The following is an 18184-nucleotide window of genomic DNA, read 5'->3' as shown; positions in this document are numbered from 1 at the left end:
CATGCTTACCGAAGTTGCGAAAACCAAGCTAAAGTAGGGAGTGTGGTGCGTTAACGTACAAGATACTTATGTTCTCACCGTAGGGACTACGGGTAGAGCCTGCTAAGATAACCGGTGGATACACCGGTTTTCGCAGGAATCTCCCACTTCAAAAAGTCCGTAAGGGCGTTAAGTGGTGAGTAGTTCAATATTGAATAATAACTTAGTAGAGAAATCTATCAAAATTCAAGCAACATCCAGTAAATCTTTAAAATACTGCCCCAATTTTATGTTGTTCTATCTTTACATCTGATTCTTTCTGATTGTAATTGGTTTCCATAAAGATAACGCAAATATCCAATTCGGGTCCCCATTTCCTTGATGACTTTGAACCGCTTCATACACTGTCCCTTGATGTTCAACTTTATCGCCCTTTGTATATGCCTTCTTTGGATCCCATTTCTCATAAGATACATTTTGATCTTTTGTTTTTACCAGAAGAATTTCACTTTGAATTGATGTATTTCCAGCTGCATCTACAGCCTTCACTGCATATTTGTATTCCTTATTAACTGTTAAGTTTTGATCAGTAAACGTCGTTCCTTGTACCGTTTGAATCAATTGTCCATCGCGTAATACCTGATATTCTTTTACACCTACATTATCTGTAGAAGGATTCCATTTTAGCTCTACACTGTTAGAAGTAAGGTTGCTTGCATATAATCCTTGTGGCTGTGTTGGAGATTCTGTGTCCGGTTTCGGATTAACAATTTGATTTACTTTCTTCAGACCTTCCTTTGTAACTTCGTACATGGCTTTTTTTCCAAAGCTCTCTTGTTTACTATTATCTACATTTGTGAGAGTAGCTCTATGCACACCTTCTAAATGTGTCAGCTCAATATAATCTCCTACTTTGACTGAAACTTTTTGTGATTCAGCATTTTGTTGTTTGTTCCCATAAATGTCTTTATTGTACATTACTTTACCTGATGCATTTTGTACTTTAATACTCGCATATGTTTCATTAAAATAATGATGTGGTACGCCTGCTTTTAAATCAATTTGCATTTCTTCTGTTGATTTATTGAAATTGATTTTTGCAAACTCGAAATCACTAATTCCTTTTAGTGACCATGCAAACTGGTTTCCTTCTAAAATATTATTTACATTAGGCATATCTGGTTTAATTGGATTAGAATCCGTACCCTTCCAAATCTCTGCTGTTAAAATCGGATATCCTAATGCAGCTACTTTTTGAATTGTATCGTTATTTGGACGTAATCCCCAATTCTCAAAGAAAGGAATTAAATTTTGTTTGGCTACTTTTGATGCTGAAATCATAAATAGTTGTTTTTTATTTTCATCAGTTTGTGGAAGTTCACTTGAAGGCATGTCTCTATACAATTGATGTAATTTAGGATAGAAATCCTCTCCATACGCTAACTGTAGTTGCCAAAGCATAACAAGCTTTACAAAAACATCGCTAATTTCATCATAATTTTTATTCACTTGTTCTAGATATTGAAATGCTTTTGGATAAATTCCACTTTTCTCTAAGTTGGATGGTTGATTAAATGCTTTTTCTACAGAAAGGCTGTATATATTATTTTGTACTTCTGTCATATTATAAAACTTCCAGGGCGATTGTTGTCTCAAATGTCCTGCCTCATGCCAAGGGCCCCAGCCATCTGTTATAAATTTATTAATATCTAACACGTATTGGATTGCATCTCCTACATATGCTGTTCGATAAGAAGTTGCATACATATAATAATCAGGAGAATGATTTTCTTCTACGTAATGAACATAATGTTTATCTACTTGTTCTTCAGATAATCCAGCTACTTTGTCTTGAATTCGAGTAGCTTCATCCATCTTTTTTAAGAGTTGTACAGGATCTGTATTAGAACCCAACAAATATTTCTTAACACGTGCAGGGCTAGCCGTAATTAATACACGTTCTCCTTTTAACTCTACTGCATGTGCATTAGGATACTGGTCCAGCATGTTTATTAAATCTTGTTTCGTATGCTTTCCTAGTTCAAAGAAAGGCGTAGTCGTTCCACCTGTTGTAATTGTTGTTCGAATGCTACCACCTTGTTGTTTATTATAAAAATAAATCATCCCCCCATTTGGAGATTGGATTGTGTTTATACCAGGTTTTAATGTAAATGATTTTATCTTAGAATCTTCTCTCCAAGAAGCATCATACGAATACGTTCCAATATACACCTGAATATCTTGATTACCTTCTACATTAATCGTTATTTGTTCATTTGGCTTTGCATATAAACCAGTTGGTTCATATGGACTAAATGCCATACTTTTTCTTTCCTGTTGTTTCAGTACCTCAACATCCCCTTTTCCTGGGACTGTAAATGTTCTATTTTCTGATTTAACTGATTTTTCACTTTGCAGTGATGTCGATAAATTTTTTTGCTGCTGCGTTTCCTCTGCAAAGACATCTGATGAAGAAATCATTCCAGTCGCAAGCATAGTTACTGTAGCAGTAGCTGCAAGTATTTTTCTAGTTTTATGTTTTGAATTATTCCCCATATTATCTCCCTCATTTTTCCTTAGTACTCTTAAGGATTTTTTGTTTTCTTCTTCATGTTTTTACAATCTAAACTATTCATACTATTTAAGTTGTGTCTATTACTCTATATTTTTATATATATATCTCCTTTTCTTTATGTATTATTGTATATAAATGTTATTTGATGACACATTAAATAACAACTTTACGATAAACTCATCGATAACAGCCTATTATGTTTTGATTCTGTATTCTAAACTTCCCTCCAATTGGAGAAATATATCCAAATGGAGAAATAAGTAAATAAATTTCAACATTTAAGGGTTGGGATCTCACAAAAAATTCATAAAACTTTTTTCACTTTAAAGGTTTAAACAATTACGACCACATTTTTTTGAAATAAAAAGCATCTAATTCTATTTGAATTAGATGCTTACATTTAGTCCTTAAACCTAACAATCTAAACTATTTATGCGTTTGTAGATCTTTTTTTATTACATCCCAGAGTGAATTATCTTGACGCATCGGTTTACCCTCTTCATCCCATTTTAATTTTCCTGTTCCCAATTCATAATTCATCCCTGTCCATGTGTCTTCACGGAATGCATAGAATGATTTATGCCATCCTTTTTGGTTAAAGATAGAAATAAGATCTTGTATGTATTGGGTAGCACCTGGAACAGTACGGTTAATTCCAAACTCCTCTGCGATAATTCGATTAGATGGTACATGATTTATCTTAGACCTAGGAAACTTTTACGTATAATTTACCTATAGTCCTAAAATTTCTACAATCTGACGAGCTTTAGTATTATCAATATAATAATGCATCTCTAGTCCTTTTCTTTCTGCACGGAGTACGATTCCTCTTAACTTTGCTAAGTGTTGTGAAACAGTGGATTGTGGAAGTTTTAATATTTCTGTTAACTGTGTAACATTGCACATTTTATGATGTATTAATTCACTTATGATTTTTAATCGAACCGGATGCGCCATTACCTTCAATACATCTACATCTTCTTCACGGATTTTAGCTAGATCATTATTAGATATTACTGTTAACATTTCGCATTCTCCTTTATTATTAATTTCTACTTTCCTATTATCCTTATAAGTAATACTTATAGATAATTACAATTTTTCCTGTTGAGAAAATACATTCTACTCAATACAAAAAGACACCTATTCCGAAAACAGTTTTTTACCGTTCCAATGAATTGGTGTCTTATAATTTTTTACCAGACTCTTTTTATTCATATCATAATCTCTACATAACTTTGAATAATGTTTTCTAAGCAAAAACAATACTTCCACTCCTCGTTTCAAGAAAAATTTAATTGAAATATTTACTTTCTCATATTGCTAAACCTATAAGAACCCTCTACTCATCTCACCTTTTACATCATATATTATTTATTTCTCAACATAAAAACATGGAATTAAAATTCCAATAATGGTAATATAATGGTACCTTCAGTTGTTAACTGTCATCCCTTTTTTTAATCCCTGTCTTTAAAGACAGGGATTTTAAATTTCCTTAACTAAAACTGTCTATTAATTATTAGCCTAAAACTTCAATAAGCTGCCACTATAGTAGAGAGAGGCTTTCATATTTATTCATTCCCCTTTCACGCAAGCGTAATATTTTCCGACTCACTTCAATCACATCAGGTTTGCGTGAATTGTTAATGAGAGAACTATGAATCAAATATAATTGGACTATCACAATTAACTTATCTTTCTGAATTTTATTGAAAAATAAGTATAATACAATTAAAAAAACTGGATACTTTGCTATAATGGTAATATATAACATTAGTAGACTTTTATGGGATGGGGGAATATATAATGATGGTTTCAGCTAAGGGGAATAATGAAATTACAAAGCTATTAAACGATTGGTATCTTGAAATCCGCTCAAGGCGTATAGGTAATGCACATCAATTAAAAGAAATAATTGATTCTAAGATTCATAGTATTGAAGAAGATCAAGATTTATTACTCTACTACTCACTACTAGATTTTAGATATCAATTTGTAATTGATAATTTAAGTGTTTCCAAAAGCAGCTTTGATAAAGTTGAGGCTTTTGATATGCCTACAGATAATTTCTTAGCTTATTATTATCACTTTTTCAAAGGGATTCATGCCTCTACTATTGGCGAATATCAAATTGCAAAAGAGAGTTATGAAAACGCAGAAACACTTTTAGACTGCATTCCTGATGAATTGGAAAAAGCAGAATTTTATTATAAAGTTGGAGCTTTCCATTATGACATATATCAAGGACTCTTATCTTATAAAAAAGTATCAGAGGCAAGAGAAATCTTTGCTCAACATGCTGGGTATGAGATCAATGTAGCATTCTGTGATAATCTTATAGGCTTAGCTTGTACTCATTTGAGAGAATGGGAGCTCGCTGAAGAATATTTTACAAAAGCAATGGATATGTTTCAAAAAATAGACGAAGAGCAATTTATTTTAATGGTGCGTCAAAATTTAGGATTAATGTATGCAACTCAAAACCTTTCGCCATTAGCTATTAGATATCTTTCAGAAGTAAATCAAAAAATGCCTAACAATTATAAGGCACTTTTTATTGAGGCAAGGGAACACATGAAGGAAGGAAATCACTCCGTTGCTAAAGATCTCATAGCAAAAGGATATTCCGTTTGTCAAGAGATTGAAAATATAGAGTATCTTCACCATTTTAAAATATTAGATGCAATGAATGGAGGTTTTCCTGCCGAAGCACTTGAAAGGACAGTGTTAAAAGGCGTATCATATTTTAAAGAGCAAGAACTTTTTGAATTCATTAAGGAATACGAAGAATATCTTGCTACTGCATTTTATAAAGAGAATAACCATATTAAAGCAAGTCATTATTTCTATTCATGTTCTCAAGCAGGAAAAAAAGTTATTGAGAAGGAGGCATTAAAATGAAAAAGACAATTCTCGGTTTAGTTGGTGTAATTACTATTTTTACTTTAATGTTTGGTGCCCAATCCCCTACAGAAACACATAAAGCTATTGATGTTATTCAATATGCTCACGGAAATCATGGTGGTTAAGATCTTAATTTAGCGAGGATAAAATCGCACAATACACTCATAGCCATACTGACGGATATTAAATGAATAAAGGTCTTCACTTCATTGTGAGGGCTTTTTTTTATAAGAACCCCACTTATAACATCTTTAAAATCTACTATATTTAAAAACATTATAATTACACCAAACCTTTTACATCTATAAGAGAAACTTAAAAAGATTAAAATGTTTAAAAAGATTGACACTCCCACGGCTAAAGCCGCAAGTCCTACACCTTACGGTGTAACGGATGGGATTCTTGAATGACTAAGCATTCGCAGTCCACTTCTGTTTTGAACAGCCTTCAAGATGAGGGTGTGCCATCACCCCTCCTAAGACAGACCATATAGGTTCTTAGGCTGATTGACTATTACCGCCAATCACAGTTGCGTAGCGGATATTCATCGCCCCAACGATATCACGATGTTTCTCAAACCCACATTGACACTTGTATTTTCTGTCTTGCGCCTTGTTCTTTTCAGAACATTTCGGACATGTTTGACTTGTATAGGAAGGATTCACATATTCGACCTTTATGCCAACTAATGTCGCTTTGTACTCGATGAATTGTGCTAAACGATGGAATGACCAAGTGTGTAGATTCTTTTCGTTTTTACGGCTTGTTCGTGCCGTCTGTCTAATGTTCGTTAGTTGCTCTAATCGAATGACAGAAATATTATTATCCGTTGCAAAATCAACGATTCCACGACTTACTTTGTGGTCTTGGTCTTGCATCCATCTTTGTTCTTTATCATCAAGTTGACGAAGGGCATTCAGTTTCTTAGCTTCTCCTAATTTCTTGCGAACACTACGAAACTTACGTTTCATAAATTTGTTTTGCCTACCGTTCCCGAAGAAACAAACTTTATCATCATCTGTGATGGCTACCGCAGGAACTTTGAGACCTAAGTCTACTCCTAAAATCTTTGTTCCCGTTTTTTCGTTTGTAGGAATCGTGACAGATATTTGAGCAATCCATTTAGCAGATTTCTTCGTGATACGAAGTGTACCTAACTTGTGCTTCAACAATTCGAAATTGCGATTATATTTGTCAATTAATAAAGCGCGAACCTTTAAACGAGTTGACTTTCCGTTTACCATAAACGAAATTGAAATGTGTGTGAAGTCAAATGAATAGTTTTGGTTATTCCATACACAAACAGGTCTTTTTAGAATCGGAACGATTTTGTATTTACTCTTTTTCACCTTTGTAGAAAACACACTTTTTGCATCTTTAATTGCTTGATTTTTCACCGCACTTGGGATATTGGCCTCAATATCCTTTGTACTTTTCTTCGTGCTTTTCTTTGCTTCAACCATTTCAGATACAAGAGCATTAATGACTTTTATATACTCGTGGCTACTTTGTTCCAATAGCATGATTTGTTCTTTTGTTGGAAGCAATTTAACTTTAACCGTGATGGTTTGTGGCACAAGTTTCACCCCCTCGTTTTTTGATTTTCAACATAATGTTTTATTGTCTCACTTGATACACTTCCAGCAGTAGAAACAAAATAAGAACGCGTCCATAGGCTCGGCAAGTGTTGAAGATGTGAAAATTCTTCTCTCAAACGTTTTGATGTCACTCCTTTAATTTTTGCCATTGTATCAGCAGGACTAAGTGTTGGTGGTGTATTTAAGAACAAGTGAACGTGGTCTTTGTCGCATTCCATTGCAACAATAGAAATATCCAATTCTCCGCATATTTCTTGAACCAACTCCTTGAAACGTTCTTCTACTTTTGTGTTAAGAAAAATCTTTCTTCTGTATCGCGGGCAAAACACAAAATGATAGTTAATTAATGACACGGTTGTTTTGGTTCTTCTATAATCATTCATCATGTTTGCATCGTATCAGTTAGATTACAAAACTGCAACACGAAAGATAAAAAAATAAAAGATACCAACATTTTGGATACTTAGAGTGCCACAAGCCTTGCGGTTTTTAGTGCACTCCTTATCCAACCTCACTTTCATCCCATGCCTAAAGGCGAGGGGCTTTCTCGTTCGGGAAGGGCTGTAATAACAAATTTTCTAATCAACGAAGTTAGAATACCTGTAATCATTATTACTGTAGATAAATTTTCAGGGCTGATCCCCAGCAATAGAAATCAACAATTCCCCTATAATCAAGCAATTTCAATAGTTGTTGTATAAACTATCTTAAACTCTAGTGGCTCATTATTAATATATGAGCCACTAAAAAAGGAATCCTTATTAAAAGGATTCACCACAGAAAGATATACATCAATAAAAAGGATTAATTATAATATAAAAATAAAAGAAATATATTGAGAAATATATAATAAAATTGAATATTCTTTCTTTTTATCGTAAAATCAATATGAGTCAAGTGACAACATCTCTCTAACTCTCCTAAAAGAATCCTTTATGACATGGGGATTCTTTTGCTTTGGACAAAGTATCCTTATTTTAGCATTTGCAAAAAAACCTCTTCTTAACCAACTACTCAACAAATATAAGTAAGGATTTAGTTTTAAGAATATTTTTTTGATCTAAGCAACAGGTAATAGCCTTCAATATTTGTTAGATTTAAAAATATCCTAAAAAATAAAAAGATGCTCTATCAATACTGTAAGAAGATTTGCTGCTAAACATGCATTTTTTCATTGTACCTTTTATAATCTGAGCTTTTTAACACTAAAGAATTAAGTATAGATTTATAGCCATGAATCCTTCTATTTGTACATATAATATTCTTTATATCTCTCAAAATTTGTTTTTTTTGTTCGTGTTGATGTTATAGGTGATTTTAATGATTTAGATACTGCTACCTGCTTTGGTGTTTGTAATGTGCCCCGTTTCTTAAGTTCTCTATACAAACTACTCACATTGCACCTCAGATTTTTTGCAATAGTTGGATATTCCTCTCCTTGATTAAATAATTGTACTGCTTTTTTACATTTTATGTCCCATTTTTCTTCTGACGTTTGAAATTTTTGAGTTCGTTTTTTAACTCTATTTTTTTCTAAATTAATACCCTCTCTTTCTATTTTACATCGCTTGGAAGAATACTGTTTTGCGTCTGCCTTAAGCCCGGAATGCTCCTCCTGTAAACGTATCATTTTTACTTTTTTTGCAATTTCTCTCAAGTTAAAGTCACCTCATTTTGTTTGATAAATTCTACCAGTACTTGATCACCCTATTGTCTGTATCCCCAATCATCGTTTATAAACAGCTATAAATACTCACATTCCCCTTATAATAGTTTTCAATCTAATATTTACGGAAAATTATAATCAATTCTATTTTTACATAATTGGAAACTATAGTAAATTGATAATATTGACACAGAATATTCTAAACCTTAATTCATACTATACACATCAATAAACTAATTATTCCCTTTGCTTAAAAAGTCGAAAATATCGTTTTCGCATAGCAAAACACTGTATCCCCTATTCAGAGTCATACAAAACAAAATACTTTATCTATTATAGCTATGGCACAAAGAAAAAGAATGCAGACATGTACTGCACTCTTTTTTAGTAACCTCTATATCAATTTTTCACCACAGTCAGCTCCTCCATTATTAGAAGGACTAAACTTTAAGCTTGTGAATTTATCATTCTGCAGTACATCATCTTTTGCAGCTATATTTAACAACACTCTTTCTATCATCCTATTTCGATTTAGAATTAAATACCTAATACTCCGACAATCTGACATGCCTTGGAATTCACAATATGATAATACATCTCTAATCCTCTTCTTTCTGAGCGAAGAATTTTTCCACGCATTTTAGATAAATGCTGAGATACGGTAGATTGAGGCACATCTAATAGCTCTGTTAACTGTGTTACATTACAAATTTTGTGGTGTTCTAGCTCCTTCACAATTTGTAATCTAACTGGATGGGCCATGATTTTTAATAGTTCTATATCCGCCTCTGGAATTTTGTACATTTCATTACTTACTTGCATTGTTGTCATTTTTTATTTCTCCTTTTTTAATTTCTTTATATTTTTTATCTATTTATAGGTATTTTTTGTTTATTCGAGCATATTGTTCATAATCGCTGTATTGTTTATTCTTTTGTCTCTCTCAGATTTAATATATAGAAGTATTATGATAGCTAAAAATCCAACAAAAGATAGCATAGGTATCGAGATGAAACCGAATAAATTTAAGTAATCTTTTGTGCAAGAAACTCCTACTGAACAAATCTGCATCTCACTATTAGGAAACGCTTGAATTGTAATTTGATATACAGATAACATTAAACCGATACACGCAAATGGAAATGCATACGTGCTTACGTGCGAATCTTTTCTATATATCCCTACCCCCAATATTAATACTAATGGATACATGGCCATTCTTTGGTACCAGCACAAATCACATGGCGGCAGCTTCATCCATTCACTAAAAAACAAACTAATTAACATTGCACTAGTAGCTATCGTCCAAGCAATTACAATGTGATACTTTTGAATGATCAACATCTTATTTTCGCCTCACCTATTTTTTAAAATACAAAACATTTGCTAGTATATGACTAGTTTATTTCCGTGTTTCGAGTACCGTGTTTCAATAGAAAGTATCCAATCATTGATATCTTCTCAGTCGTATCCCCTCTCTTTTAATTCTAGAGGGAAAAGATTTTCAAAATCACCACGCATTTCGTACATGGTTTCTAATGCTTTTTCTAGCGAACCAAATCTATATACCATGTGTGTAAGTACTTTTTTGTTTTTCTTTTCTCCTACAACTAAATATACATACCGTCTTTCTTTCGCCAAAACAAACTTTAAAAATCCAGGTACTTGACTCACCTTTCACACTCCTTTTCGGCTTTCCTTACCAAACTTAAAAGGATATGAGTAAGGAAAACTATTTAGCTTTAATTACCAATTTAATAAATGTCCCGTTTTTTTGCTTTGAAAATACAAGAAAACGCTCATCATCACAATATTTATTACACCTGCTGCAGCACCAATTTTGGAGATAACATACACATATTCATTATTACTAAATGGCAATAGACTCGCGAAAATAAATAAAATTGAAATAATAAAGGATAAGAGCATATTTCTTTTGTTTTCATTCATTCAAAAAACCTCCATTTTGCACAAATATTTGTATTGCAATGGGTTAGGGTGTTAAGCTGCATCTTTACGGTTATAATGCTGGTTCTTTTCATCTACAAAGCCTTTAATGCTCCATACGCCAACCTTTGATTCTTTTGCTTCATTTTCTGCTTCTTTCATTTCAGATAGAATTGTAGTATTAGGTCTAGAAATATAGGCTATAATCCCATAACCCGACTTGACCATTAATTCGTTGATGTGTATTCCATCGCAAAATACATAAGCCAATTTTCTACCGTATTTGTCTTCTTTTGGTCCCCGATCATAAACAAATGTTACACTTTTCCCTTCTAGCTGTTTCTTTAAAAAGGAAGATGGTTCTTTTCCCATCTTTTGTGGTGGAATTTTTTGAGATACAGACTCAGGGGTATCTAATAACAGTAACCTTACCATCTGTTTCTGCCCCTTTACGTTTACGTCTATTGTATCTCCGTCTTTTATATGTAATACCTTCCCTTTAACGGTCTCTAAGTCTTTTAATTTCCCCTTATAATTCCCTGGAATATCAACAATACCTTTCCCTTTTACGTGCTGTTGTATTCCGTTTTGTACTGCTTGGGCAGGTCTCGAATCATTTTTTGTTTGCGTCGAATTGCTACATGCTGACATTTAAATTACGAATGATGTTATACAAATAGCTTTAATCCATATTTTCATATCAAAATTTCTTCCTCCTACTTAAAATACGTAAATAGCTACGTCTAATAAACAAACGGACTATTCATAGTATTTACTTCTCAATAATTACAACATAGGCAAAACTGTATCCATTTTGGATGATCCTTATAAAGTGCTCTAAATGAGCGTTTCTTACAATTCGGACATATTGACACTATGTTTTTTTTCATTCTCTTCCTGACTTTTCAATTTTTCAAAAGAAACATTAGTAGATGCTATATTACTGGTACACAATATACATCCCCCTTTTCAGTCTTGAAATCTTAAAAACAAATAAAAAAGGACACACCTATCGCATATGTATGCGTAGGTGTGTCCTTTTGCAAGATAGTTTTAGAAGTATTTTGTTACTTTCATCATATCATACTTCTTATTAATTTTATATACGAAATTAAAGATTTTACGATATTATTTCTTTTTCTCATGTATAAACATAATGCGTTGTTTTTGTATAACATAGCTTAATTTTGCATCAAGTTTTTCTCCATTATTCCTATTTTCAAAACTTGAAATTGTATTGGTCATATTCTTTCTAATAACTTTTTTTATTTCGTGCTAGTTATTTTCTTTTTCAACATGATGTTATTTTTCTTTTATTCTGGGTAAACAAATATTACGGGTAGAAAAACGAAAAATTTCTCTTATTCTAAAATAATTCCCTCGACACAAAGATACTATCTCGTTCAAGCATTCAACTTAATAAATATGTTTTAGGAAGGTTAGAAAAAATGGATATTTTATTAGCGATTTTACCAGCATTATTTTGGGGAAGTATTGTACTCTTCAACGTTAAACTAGGAGGCGGTCCTTACAGTCAAATACTTGGAACTACCCTTGGCGCTCTAGTTTTTTCTATCGGTGTTTATATTTTTATAAAACCTGTTTTGACGCCCGTGATGATAATTGTCGGGATTATATCTGGCCTATTTTGGGCATTAGGACAAGCCAATCAATTGAAAAGTATTGATTTAATTGGGGTTTCTAAAACAATGCCTATTTCAACAGGGATGCAATTAGTTTCGACTACTTTATTTGGGGTCATTGTATTTCATGAATGGTCAACAACAACATCTGTTGTATTAGGTGTTCTGGCACTTCTTTGTATCATAATCGGAATCGTTCTCACATCTCTCCAAAGCAAAGAGGAGAAAAACGATGAACAAAAAGGAAATTTCAAAAAAGGGATTGTGATGTTATTAATTTCAACTCTTGGTTACTTAGTATATGTGGTAATTATCCGCCTATTCGGTATAGACGGATGGTCAGCGTTATTACCACAAGCCATTGGTATGGTGTTAGGTGGAATTCTACTAACCTTTAAGCATCAACCATTTAATAAATATGCGATTCGCAATATTATTCCTGGTTTAATTTGGGCAGCAGGAAATATGTTTTTATTTATTTCCCAGCCGCGTGTAGGGGTGGCAACAAGCTTTTCCCTTTCCCAAATGGGGATCGTGATCTCAACTTTAGGTGGAATTTTTATATTAGGTGAAAAGAAAACAAAACGACAATTTATTGCGATTGTCATTGGAATTATCTTCATTATTGCAGCTGGCATTATGTTAGGAATTGCTAAAGGATAAAAAGGAGGAAAAAATTATGTATACAGATTTAAAAGGGAAAGTTGTTGTTATTACGGGTGCATCCACAGGATTAGGAAGAGCGATGGCAATTCGTTTTGGAGAAGAACAAGCCAAAGTTGTAATTAATTATTATTCAAACGAATCAGAAGCAAATGAGGTAGTACAAGTAGTTAAACAAGCAGGTGGAGAAGCGATTGCGGTAAAAGGAGATGTAACAGTTGAATCAGATGTTATCAATCTCGTTAAATCTGCTGTGAAAGAATTTGGTACACTGGATGTCATGATTAATAATGCGGGTATTGAAAATTCAGTACCTTCATATGAAATGCCATTAAGTGATTGGAATAAGGTAATTGCTACGAATTTAACAGGGGCTTTCTTAGGGAGCCGGGAAGCAATTAAATATTTTGTTGAGCATGATATTAAAGGTAGTGTTATTAATATGTCAAGCGTTCACGAGCAAATTCCATGGCCATTATTTGTACACTATGCAGCAAGTAAAGGTGGCGTTAAGCTAATGACAGAAACATTAGCACTAGAATATGCACCAAAAGGAATCCGTGTAAATAATATTGGGCCTGGTGCTATGAATACGCCGATTAATGCTGAAAAATTTGCGGATCCAGAAAAACGTGCCGATGTTGAAAGTATGGTTCCTATGGGATATATCGGAGAACCGAAAGAAATTGCAGCGGTAGCAGCATGGCTTGCTTCTTCACAAGCGAGCTATGTAACAGGTATTACACTGTTTGCTGATGGTGGTATGTCGCTATATCCATCTTTCCAAGCTGGACGTGGTTGATTGATATATAACTAAATTAGTTACTTTCAATATGTTTAAATGCGGCAGTTAGCTTTTTTATTGAATAACTTTTTAATTATTCGTGACATTACATACATTTTGTAAAAAATACACTTTTCTTTCTGTAGAATTATAGGAAAGGATTAAGTTATTTTATTTTAGGTTTACAATTTCGCTTTAGTTAAATGCCGATGGGTAAAGAAGCCCTATAATAAATTTAATATTATAATCAAAAAAAGGAATACCTTATAATAAAGGATTCCTTTTTTTTGATTATATAGCTGCTATTTAAAAACAAATAATGTTATACAAGCGATCTTAATCCAAGACTTCATCGTGTTAACTATTAAAAAATTTAGATGTTAGCTATATTTCTGAAGTATACAATGTGACCATTCCATGTGTTCTATTTTCACTTGATATAATTAATTTGGTAATATTCTTAGGCGTAAATCGATATATAGAAATAGTTGGACCAGGATTATTAGATTTAAAGTGAATAACTTCTTCATTATCAATAAAACCTTGAATATAGCTTTCACTTCCTTCAAAAAATTGAAAATGAGCTGACACTGATATAATCTCGCCAGTGTTCTCAAATAAAATTATTGAATTTCTATATGTATCAAAATTAATAAGTTTCATTTTTGACATAATTAGGATGCTCCCTTCTATGAAAGCATGATGATTAAAGCATACTACCATTTAAAGCAATTCTTTTATTACCATGTGTAAGTTCTAATGTTTTATTGAGAAAATACAAGCCATCTTGCTGATGTGAAATCATAATTAATATATTACAAAGATTGTAATTTTGAAGTATCTCATACATAAGATTTCTTGTATCAATATGTAAATTAGATGCTGCTTCATCTAATATTATTATATCCCTTTTTGTGAGGATAGCCCTTAAAAAGGCTATGAATTGTGCTTGACCTCCTGAAACACTGGAACCATCTTGTACAATTATAGTATCTAATCCATTCTCAAATCTGTTGAGATGTGATGTTAAATGATACCTTTTCATTAACTTAACTACATCTTCTTTCGTTTTATTTGTTTGTCCATATAATATATTATCTAATATAGTTCCTTTAAACAAAAATATATTTTGTGAAACTATACCTATTCTATCTCTAACACTTTCTTTATGTATTAAGTTATAGTCAATATTATTTATCAATATCTTTCCACTTTCAGGTTGATATAAACCTGTTAATAATTTTATAAAAGTAGATTTTCCTGATCCATTTATACCATCAATTAATAACTTGTCACCCTTTTCAATTTGCACGTTTAAATGATCAAATATCAAATCACTATTTCCATTATATTTAAAACAAACATCTTTAAATTCTATTGAATTAATTGGTTCTTTCATTATATTTGTACCTAGTGTATTTTCAACATCTAAATTGAAGAACTCCTTAATTCTCTTAATACTAATACACACGGGTTTTAGAGTTATATCTAAACTGCCTAAAGCTTGGGTAGTCGCAAGGAGTTTAGCCATATAAATTGAAAATGAAGTATACACCCCTATAGTAAGCTGGTTTTGTAAAATTAAAATACCTGATACCAGTAATACTATTACTGTAACAAAGTTATTTGTTACTATTAAATTTTGCATAAAGAAAATAAAATGTAAACTTTGTTTTAGCGCACTTTTAATTACATTATTTAATTTACTCTTAATCTTATTGGTTTGTATATTTTTACCGTTTAATAATTTTATATCCTCTATTCCATTTAAGGTTTCATACATTTCTGCGTTTAATACTGCCGATGACTCGTATACGTTTGTGGTACTTTTTGATATCATTTTAGAAGAATGTTTGGATATTATAAAATATATTGGGATAATAATTACTATGATACCTGTAAGTTTAACACTTAAATTAAACATTATAAATAAAGCAAAGAAAAAATCGAATATACCTGAAAAAACCCTTAATAAATTTGGAGAAAATAATGCACTTACATTACCAGATTCAGCAATTCTGCTAAGAATGTAACCTTTCTCCTTCTGATTAATATAAGAAAGAGGCGCATCTATAATATTACTTATCATAGATAATCGAATTTCATTAACTACATTTTGTTGTACACGAGTAAATAAATACTCATAACCTATCGATATTAAATAGTTAATACAATAAATTAATAAGAGTATAAGAGTTGTTTTTAATAATTGATCGTAGCTTTTGTTTAATAGTATAACTTTATCAATAATGTAGCCAATAATATATGGTATCGGTGCGATAATCAAAGAAGCTATAACCATCCCAATTAAACCAAAAGCTAACAAAGTTTTTGTATTTTTCAAATACGGATATAAAAATAATAACTCTTTATAAGAAATTTGAATTTCATCTTGTTTATTTATCTTCTTATTCACCCTCTTTCTCCTCCTTTGTCTATTTATTATATTAATTTACGAATCAATATAATGAGGTTTATATAATTCCATAGATATCTTGAGACCTTATCCCGACGCATTATCTATGGAATTATATTGGTTTATCCTCAGAAACTTAACAATATTCATCTCATCCAATCATACTAATTTTGCCCTACCATTAATGGCTCCTTAATTATTTCAGGGACATGATTTTTAAACCATTTACATTTATCGCCAATTTCTTGTGCTTTTATAAAGCTTCTTAAGAAGCATGTACTACAAAAACGTTTATTTTCACACTCTTTACATTCCTCAGAGTCCATTTGAGGTGCTTGTAAGTTAAAAAATGCATTAATGTATTTGAATTTTTCATCATAAATATCTTTAATATTCTGTTCAAAAACATTACCTATACTGTTTTTCAAATCATCTAAACTATGCATAGTACACATTTTAATTTCACCATCAGGCGCAATCACAATATGTGATGTTATTGCACCACAATTCCTAATCTCAGCGCGCGCACCTTCATATAATGAAACAAATTTAGGATATTTTTTATTTATTTTCAACAATGCTTCACCATATGTTTTAACATCCTCTTCATTTAAATAAAGATCACTACATCCTAAGGCTCTTCCCATGGGTATTACTGGAGATACCCCAATACTATCAATCCCTAAATTATGTACCCATTCAGCTATATCTTCTACCTCGTGCACATTCAAATGTGTAACTATTGTGGCGATCCGCAAACGAACATCATTTTCGGCTAATTTCATTATGTTATTTTTAATTTTATGAAGTGTATTAGGAACTTTAAAGAACCAAGTCAAATAATTATCATCTAAGCTATGCATATCAATTTGCACAAATGTTTTCGACTTATTTTTTATTATTATGTCCATAACTTTATCAGAAAGAGCTATACCATTGGTCAACAGTGTTATTTGAGAAAAATCCAAGTTAAGTGCATATAACAATATCTCTTTTAGATTTGGATGTACTGTTATATCACCGCCCGTAAGTTCAATTAATTTCACTCCTATATTATTTAAGTCATCTAATAAGGATTTTATTTGATCTAAGCTCATTACTTTTGGCTTTACTGCTCCAAAATCTCCATAGCAATGACGACATCTTACATTACATCTGTTTGTGATTTCAATTGAAGCCACTTTTGGATATATAGTCTGTTCTTCAATTAAATTAACTGGTACATTTATAGGTTCTTCTTGCGTACCAATGTTCATATTGTAAACTTTGGATACATTATTTAAAAATGCATTTAATTTCTTTTCAATACTTATTGGATCTTCACTGTATTTTAAAGACAAGAAAGATACAACTTGTCCATATGTTTTAGTACCATCAATTAACTCAATAATTTCAGTGGCGGTTTTATTTATCGTAAATGTATTTTCGTTTTTGAGTGTGGGAGCGCTTTCGTTTGGGTTTTTATGAACTACCAACATAGATTCATAATTTGATGTGAATTTTCTTATTTCTAGCTTTTCTTTCCAAAATAAATAGCCATTCACTTTAATCATCTCCTATAAAATTTAAATTTGTTTTTAGTTTATGTATTACAAAAATCCCATACTCGTTTTCGATAAATTTATAGGACTTATTCTTAACATAACTGTTTGTCATTAGAATAAGTCCTAATTTAATTTCACCATAAACACTCTCACATTTTTAAATTTTAACTTGCAGTACTAGCTCCGGTTGCCGCAGTAACTAGATTTAATAACTCTACAGAACATGCTGCACATACTAAGCAACTCCAACAAGTCCAATCCCTTGGTTGTACTACTGGTGTTTCCATTTAGAACATCTCCTTTTTGGTTATTTATTTTTCTTCTAGAAAATTCATTTGACCAAAAGTGCTCATTCTCTTAGTGCCTTTAACCAAAAAACTTCTAAAAGGATATTAGCTTGCAGTACTAGCCCCTGTTGCCGCAGTAACTAAATTTAATAATTCCACAGAACATGCTGCACAT

At 31.8% G+C, this 18184-nt stretch carries 17 protein-coding genes and 3 pseudogenes; 4 read left to right on the top strand and 16 right to left on the bottom strand.

Features of this window, described 5'->3' with window-relative positions:
• Nucleotides 1-282: 282 nt before the first annotated feature.
• The 3 genes and pseudogenes from AB6801_RS19530 to AB6801_RS19520 all read right to left on the bottom strand — a co-directional run bounded on the left by AB6801_RS19530 (nt 283) and on the right by AB6801_RS19520 (nt 3580).
• Nucleotides 283-2535, bottom strand: a complete 2253-nt coding sequence (locus tag AB6801_RS19530; RefSeq protein ID WP_370941124.1) for a M60 family metallopeptidase — start codon at nt 2533-2535, stop codon at nt 283-285.
• A 445-nt stretch (nt 2536-2980) separates the two neighbouring features.
• Nucleotides 2981-3259, bottom strand: a pseudogene (locus AB6801_RS19525) (glycoside hydrolase family 5 protein); the annotation flags it as partial.
• A gap of 27 nt (nt 3260-3286) precedes the next feature.
• Nucleotides 3287-3580: an ArsR/SmtB family transcription factor gene (locus tag AB6801_RS19520; RefSeq protein WP_000958631.1), complete on the bottom strand. Its 294-nt coding sequence runs from the start codon at nt 3578-3580 to the stop codon at nt 3287-3289.
• Between the two features lie 783 nt (nt 3581-4363).
• Between AB6801_RS19520 and AB6801_RS19515 the strand changes: the two genes are divergently transcribed.
• Both AB6801_RS19515 and AB6801_RS19510 read left to right on the top strand, forming a co-directional pair.
• Nucleotides 4364-5458, top strand: coding sequence for a response regulator aspartate phosphatase (locus AB6801_RS19515; RefSeq protein ID WP_000989767.1), 1095 nt, complete (start codon nt 4364-4366; stop codon nt 5456-5458).
• A complete protein-coding gene (locus AB6801_RS19510) occupies nt 5455-5586 on the top strand; it encodes a hypothetical protein (protein WP_000751016.1) in 132 nt (43 codons plus the stop codon). The genes AB6801_RS19515 and AB6801_RS19510 overlap by 4 nt, the downstream gene beginning before the upstream one ends.
• A gap of 372 nt (nt 5587-5958) precedes the next feature.
• Here the strand turns inward: AB6801_RS19510 and AB6801_RS19505 are convergent, their stop codons facing one another.
• The 8 genes and pseudogenes from AB6801_RS19505 to AB6801_RS19470 all read right to left on the bottom strand — a co-directional run bounded on the left by AB6801_RS19505 (nt 5959) and on the right by AB6801_RS19470 (nt 11323).
• A complete protein-coding gene (locus AB6801_RS19505) occupies nt 5959-7038 on the bottom strand; it encodes an RNA-guided endonuclease InsQ/TnpB family protein (RefSeq protein WP_098434413.1) in 1080 nt (359 codons plus the stop codon).
• A gap of 5 nt (nt 7039-7043) precedes the next feature.
• Complete coding sequence (gene tnpA, locus AB6801_RS19500) at nt 7044-7445, bottom strand: IS200/IS605 family transposase (protein ID WP_043316400.1); 402 nt, start codon at nt 7443-7445, stop codon at nt 7044-7046.
• A gap of 857 nt (nt 7446-8302) precedes the next feature.
• Nucleotides 8303-8716 (bottom strand): hypothetical protein, encoded by a 414-nt coding sequence (locus AB6801_RS19495; RefSeq protein WP_087948215.1) that lies wholly within the window; start codon nt 8714-8716, stop codon nt 8303-8305.
• A 546-nt stretch (nt 8717-9262) separates the two neighbouring features.
• Complete coding sequence (locus AB6801_RS19490) at nt 9263-9556, bottom strand: ArsR/SmtB family transcription factor (protein WP_000210390.1); 294 nt, start codon at nt 9554-9556, stop codon at nt 9263-9265.
• A 60-nt stretch (nt 9557-9616) separates the two neighbouring features.
• Entirely contained in the window at nt 9617-10069 is a 453-nt protein-coding gene (locus AB6801_RS19485) for a disulfide oxidoreductase (RefSeq protein WP_000905546.1), read from the bottom strand.
• A 42-nt stretch (nt 10070-10111) separates the two neighbouring features.
• A pseudogene (locus AB6801_RS19480) lies at nt 10112-10399 on the bottom strand (hypothetical protein).
• Nucleotides 10400-10471: 72 nt separating this feature from the next.
• The gene (locus tag AB6801_RS19475; RefSeq protein WP_001004894.1) at nt 10472-10675 is read right to left on the bottom strand and encodes a hypothetical protein; all 204 of its coding nucleotides are present in this window, start codon (nt 10673-10675) and stop codon (nt 10472-10474) included.
• A gap of 51 nt (nt 10676-10726) precedes the next feature.
• Nucleotides 10727-11323 (bottom strand): thermonuclease family protein, encoded by a 597-nt coding sequence (locus AB6801_RS19470; protein WP_087948214.1) that lies wholly within the window; start codon nt 11321-11323, stop codon nt 10727-10729.
• A gap of 797 nt (nt 11324-12120) precedes the next feature.
• Here AB6801_RS19470 and AB6801_RS19465 point away from each other — a divergent pair.
• Both AB6801_RS19465 and gdh read left to right on the top strand, forming a co-directional pair.
• Nucleotides 12121-12978 carry a RhaT/GlcU family sugar-proton symporter gene (locus tag AB6801_RS19465; RefSeq protein WP_000353532.1) on the top strand — a complete coding sequence of 286 codons (858 nt, stop codon included), beginning with the start codon at nt 12121-12123 and terminating at the stop codon, nt 12976-12978.
• A gap of 16 nt (nt 12979-12994) precedes the next feature.
• A complete protein-coding gene (gdh, locus tag AB6801_RS19460) occupies nt 12995-13780 on the top strand; it encodes a glucose 1-dehydrogenase (RefSeq protein WP_000287799.1) in 786 nt (261 codons plus the stop codon).
• A 366-nt stretch (nt 13781-14146) separates the two neighbouring features.
• On the opposite strand, the gene AB6801_RS19455 is transcribed toward gdh, so the two are convergent.
• From AB6801_RS19455 to tucA (AB6801_RS19435), 5 genes and pseudogenes are all read right to left on the bottom strand, one after another.
• Entirely contained in the window at nt 14147-14434 is a 288-nt protein-coding gene (locus AB6801_RS19455; RefSeq protein ID WP_086412017.1) for a hypothetical protein, read from the bottom strand.
• Between the two features lie 34 nt (nt 14435-14468).
• A complete protein-coding gene (locus AB6801_RS19450; protein ID WP_086412018.1) occupies nt 14469-16178 on the bottom strand; it encodes an ABC transporter ATP-binding protein in 1710 nt (569 codons plus the stop codon).
• A 164-nt stretch (nt 16179-16342) separates the two neighbouring features.
• Nucleotides 16343-17731 carry a radical SAM/SPASM domain-containing protein gene (locus AB6801_RS19445; RefSeq protein ID WP_002197114.1) on the bottom strand — a complete coding sequence of 463 codons (1389 nt, stop codon included), beginning with the start codon at nt 17729-17731 and terminating at the stop codon, nt 16343-16345.
• A 155-nt stretch (nt 17732-17886) separates the two neighbouring features.
• A complete protein-coding gene (gene tucA, locus AB6801_RS19440; protein WP_000449799.1) occupies nt 17887-18009 on the bottom strand; it encodes a subclass IId bacteriocin thuricin17 in 123 nt (40 codons plus the stop codon).
• A 105-nt stretch (nt 18010-18114) separates the two neighbouring features.
• Nucleotides 18115-18184: pseudogene (gene tucA / locus AB6801_RS19435) on the bottom strand (subclass IId bacteriocin thuricin17); the annotation flags it as partial.

It is taken from the genome of Bacillus sp. RCC_6_1 (assembly GCF_041360755.1).
GTDB lineage: Bacteria > Bacillota > Bacilli > Bacillales > Bacillaceae_G > Bacillus_A > Bacillus_A cereus.
The sequence above is the reverse complement of the archived record's forward strand: the minus strand, read 5'-3'. Positions and strand labels throughout refer to the sequence as shown.

What these genes read in the sequence shown, in the direction of transcription:
- gdh (WP_000287799.1), top strand. Translation starts at nt 12,995, where the DNA reads ATGTATACAGATTTAAAAGGGAAAGTTGTTGTTATTACGGGTGCATCC.
- AB6801_RS19475 (WP_001004894.1), bottom strand. Translation starts at nt 10,675, where the DNA reads ATGAATGAAAACAAAAGAAATATGCTCTTATCCTTTATTATTTCAATT.
- AB6801_RS19445 (WP_002197114.1), bottom strand. Translation starts at nt 17,731, where the DNA reads ATGATTAAAGTGAATGGCTATTTATTTTGGAAAGAAAAGCTAGAAATA.
- tucA (WP_000449799.1), bottom strand. Translation starts at nt 18,009, where the DNA reads ATGGAAACACCAGTAGTACAACCAAGGGATTGGACTTGTTGGAGTTGC.
- AB6801_RS19485 (WP_000905546.1), bottom strand. Translation starts at nt 10,069, where the DNA reads ATGTTGATCATTCAAAAGTATCACATTGTAATTGCTTGGACGATAGCT.
- tnpA (WP_043316400.1), bottom strand. Translation starts at nt 7,445, where the DNA reads ATGATGAATGATTATAGAAGAACCAAAACAACCGTGTCATTAATTAAC.
- AB6801_RS19490 (WP_000210390.1), bottom strand. Translation starts at nt 9,556, where the DNA reads ATGACAACAATGCAAGTAAGTAATGAAATGTACAAAATTCCAGAGGCG.
- AB6801_RS19520 (WP_000958631.1), bottom strand. Translation starts at nt 3,580, where the DNA reads ATGTTAACAGTAATATCTAATAATGATCTAGCTAAAATCCGTGAAGAA.
- AB6801_RS19510 (WP_000751016.1), top strand. Translation starts at nt 5,455, where the DNA reads ATGAAAAAGACAATTCTCGGTTTAGTTGGTGTAATTACTATTTTTACT.
- AB6801_RS19515 (WP_000989767.1), top strand. Translation starts at nt 4,364, where the DNA reads ATGATGGTTTCAGCTAAGGGGAATAATGAAATTACAAAGCTATTAAAC.
- AB6801_RS19455 (WP_086412017.1), bottom strand. Translation starts at nt 14,434, where the DNA reads ATGTCAAAAATGAAACTTATTAATTTTGATACATATAGAAATTCAATA.
- AB6801_RS19530 (WP_370941124.1), bottom strand. Translation starts at nt 2,535, where the DNA reads ATGGGGAATAATTCAAAACATAAAACTAGAAAAATACTTGCAGCTACT.
- AB6801_RS19465 (WP_000353532.1), top strand. Translation starts at nt 12,121, where the DNA reads ATGGATATTTTATTAGCGATTTTACCAGCATTATTTTGGGGAAGTATT.
- AB6801_RS19470 (WP_087948214.1), bottom strand. Translation starts at nt 11,323, where the DNA reads ATGTCAGCATGTAGCAATTCGACGCAAACAAAAAATGATTCGAGACCT.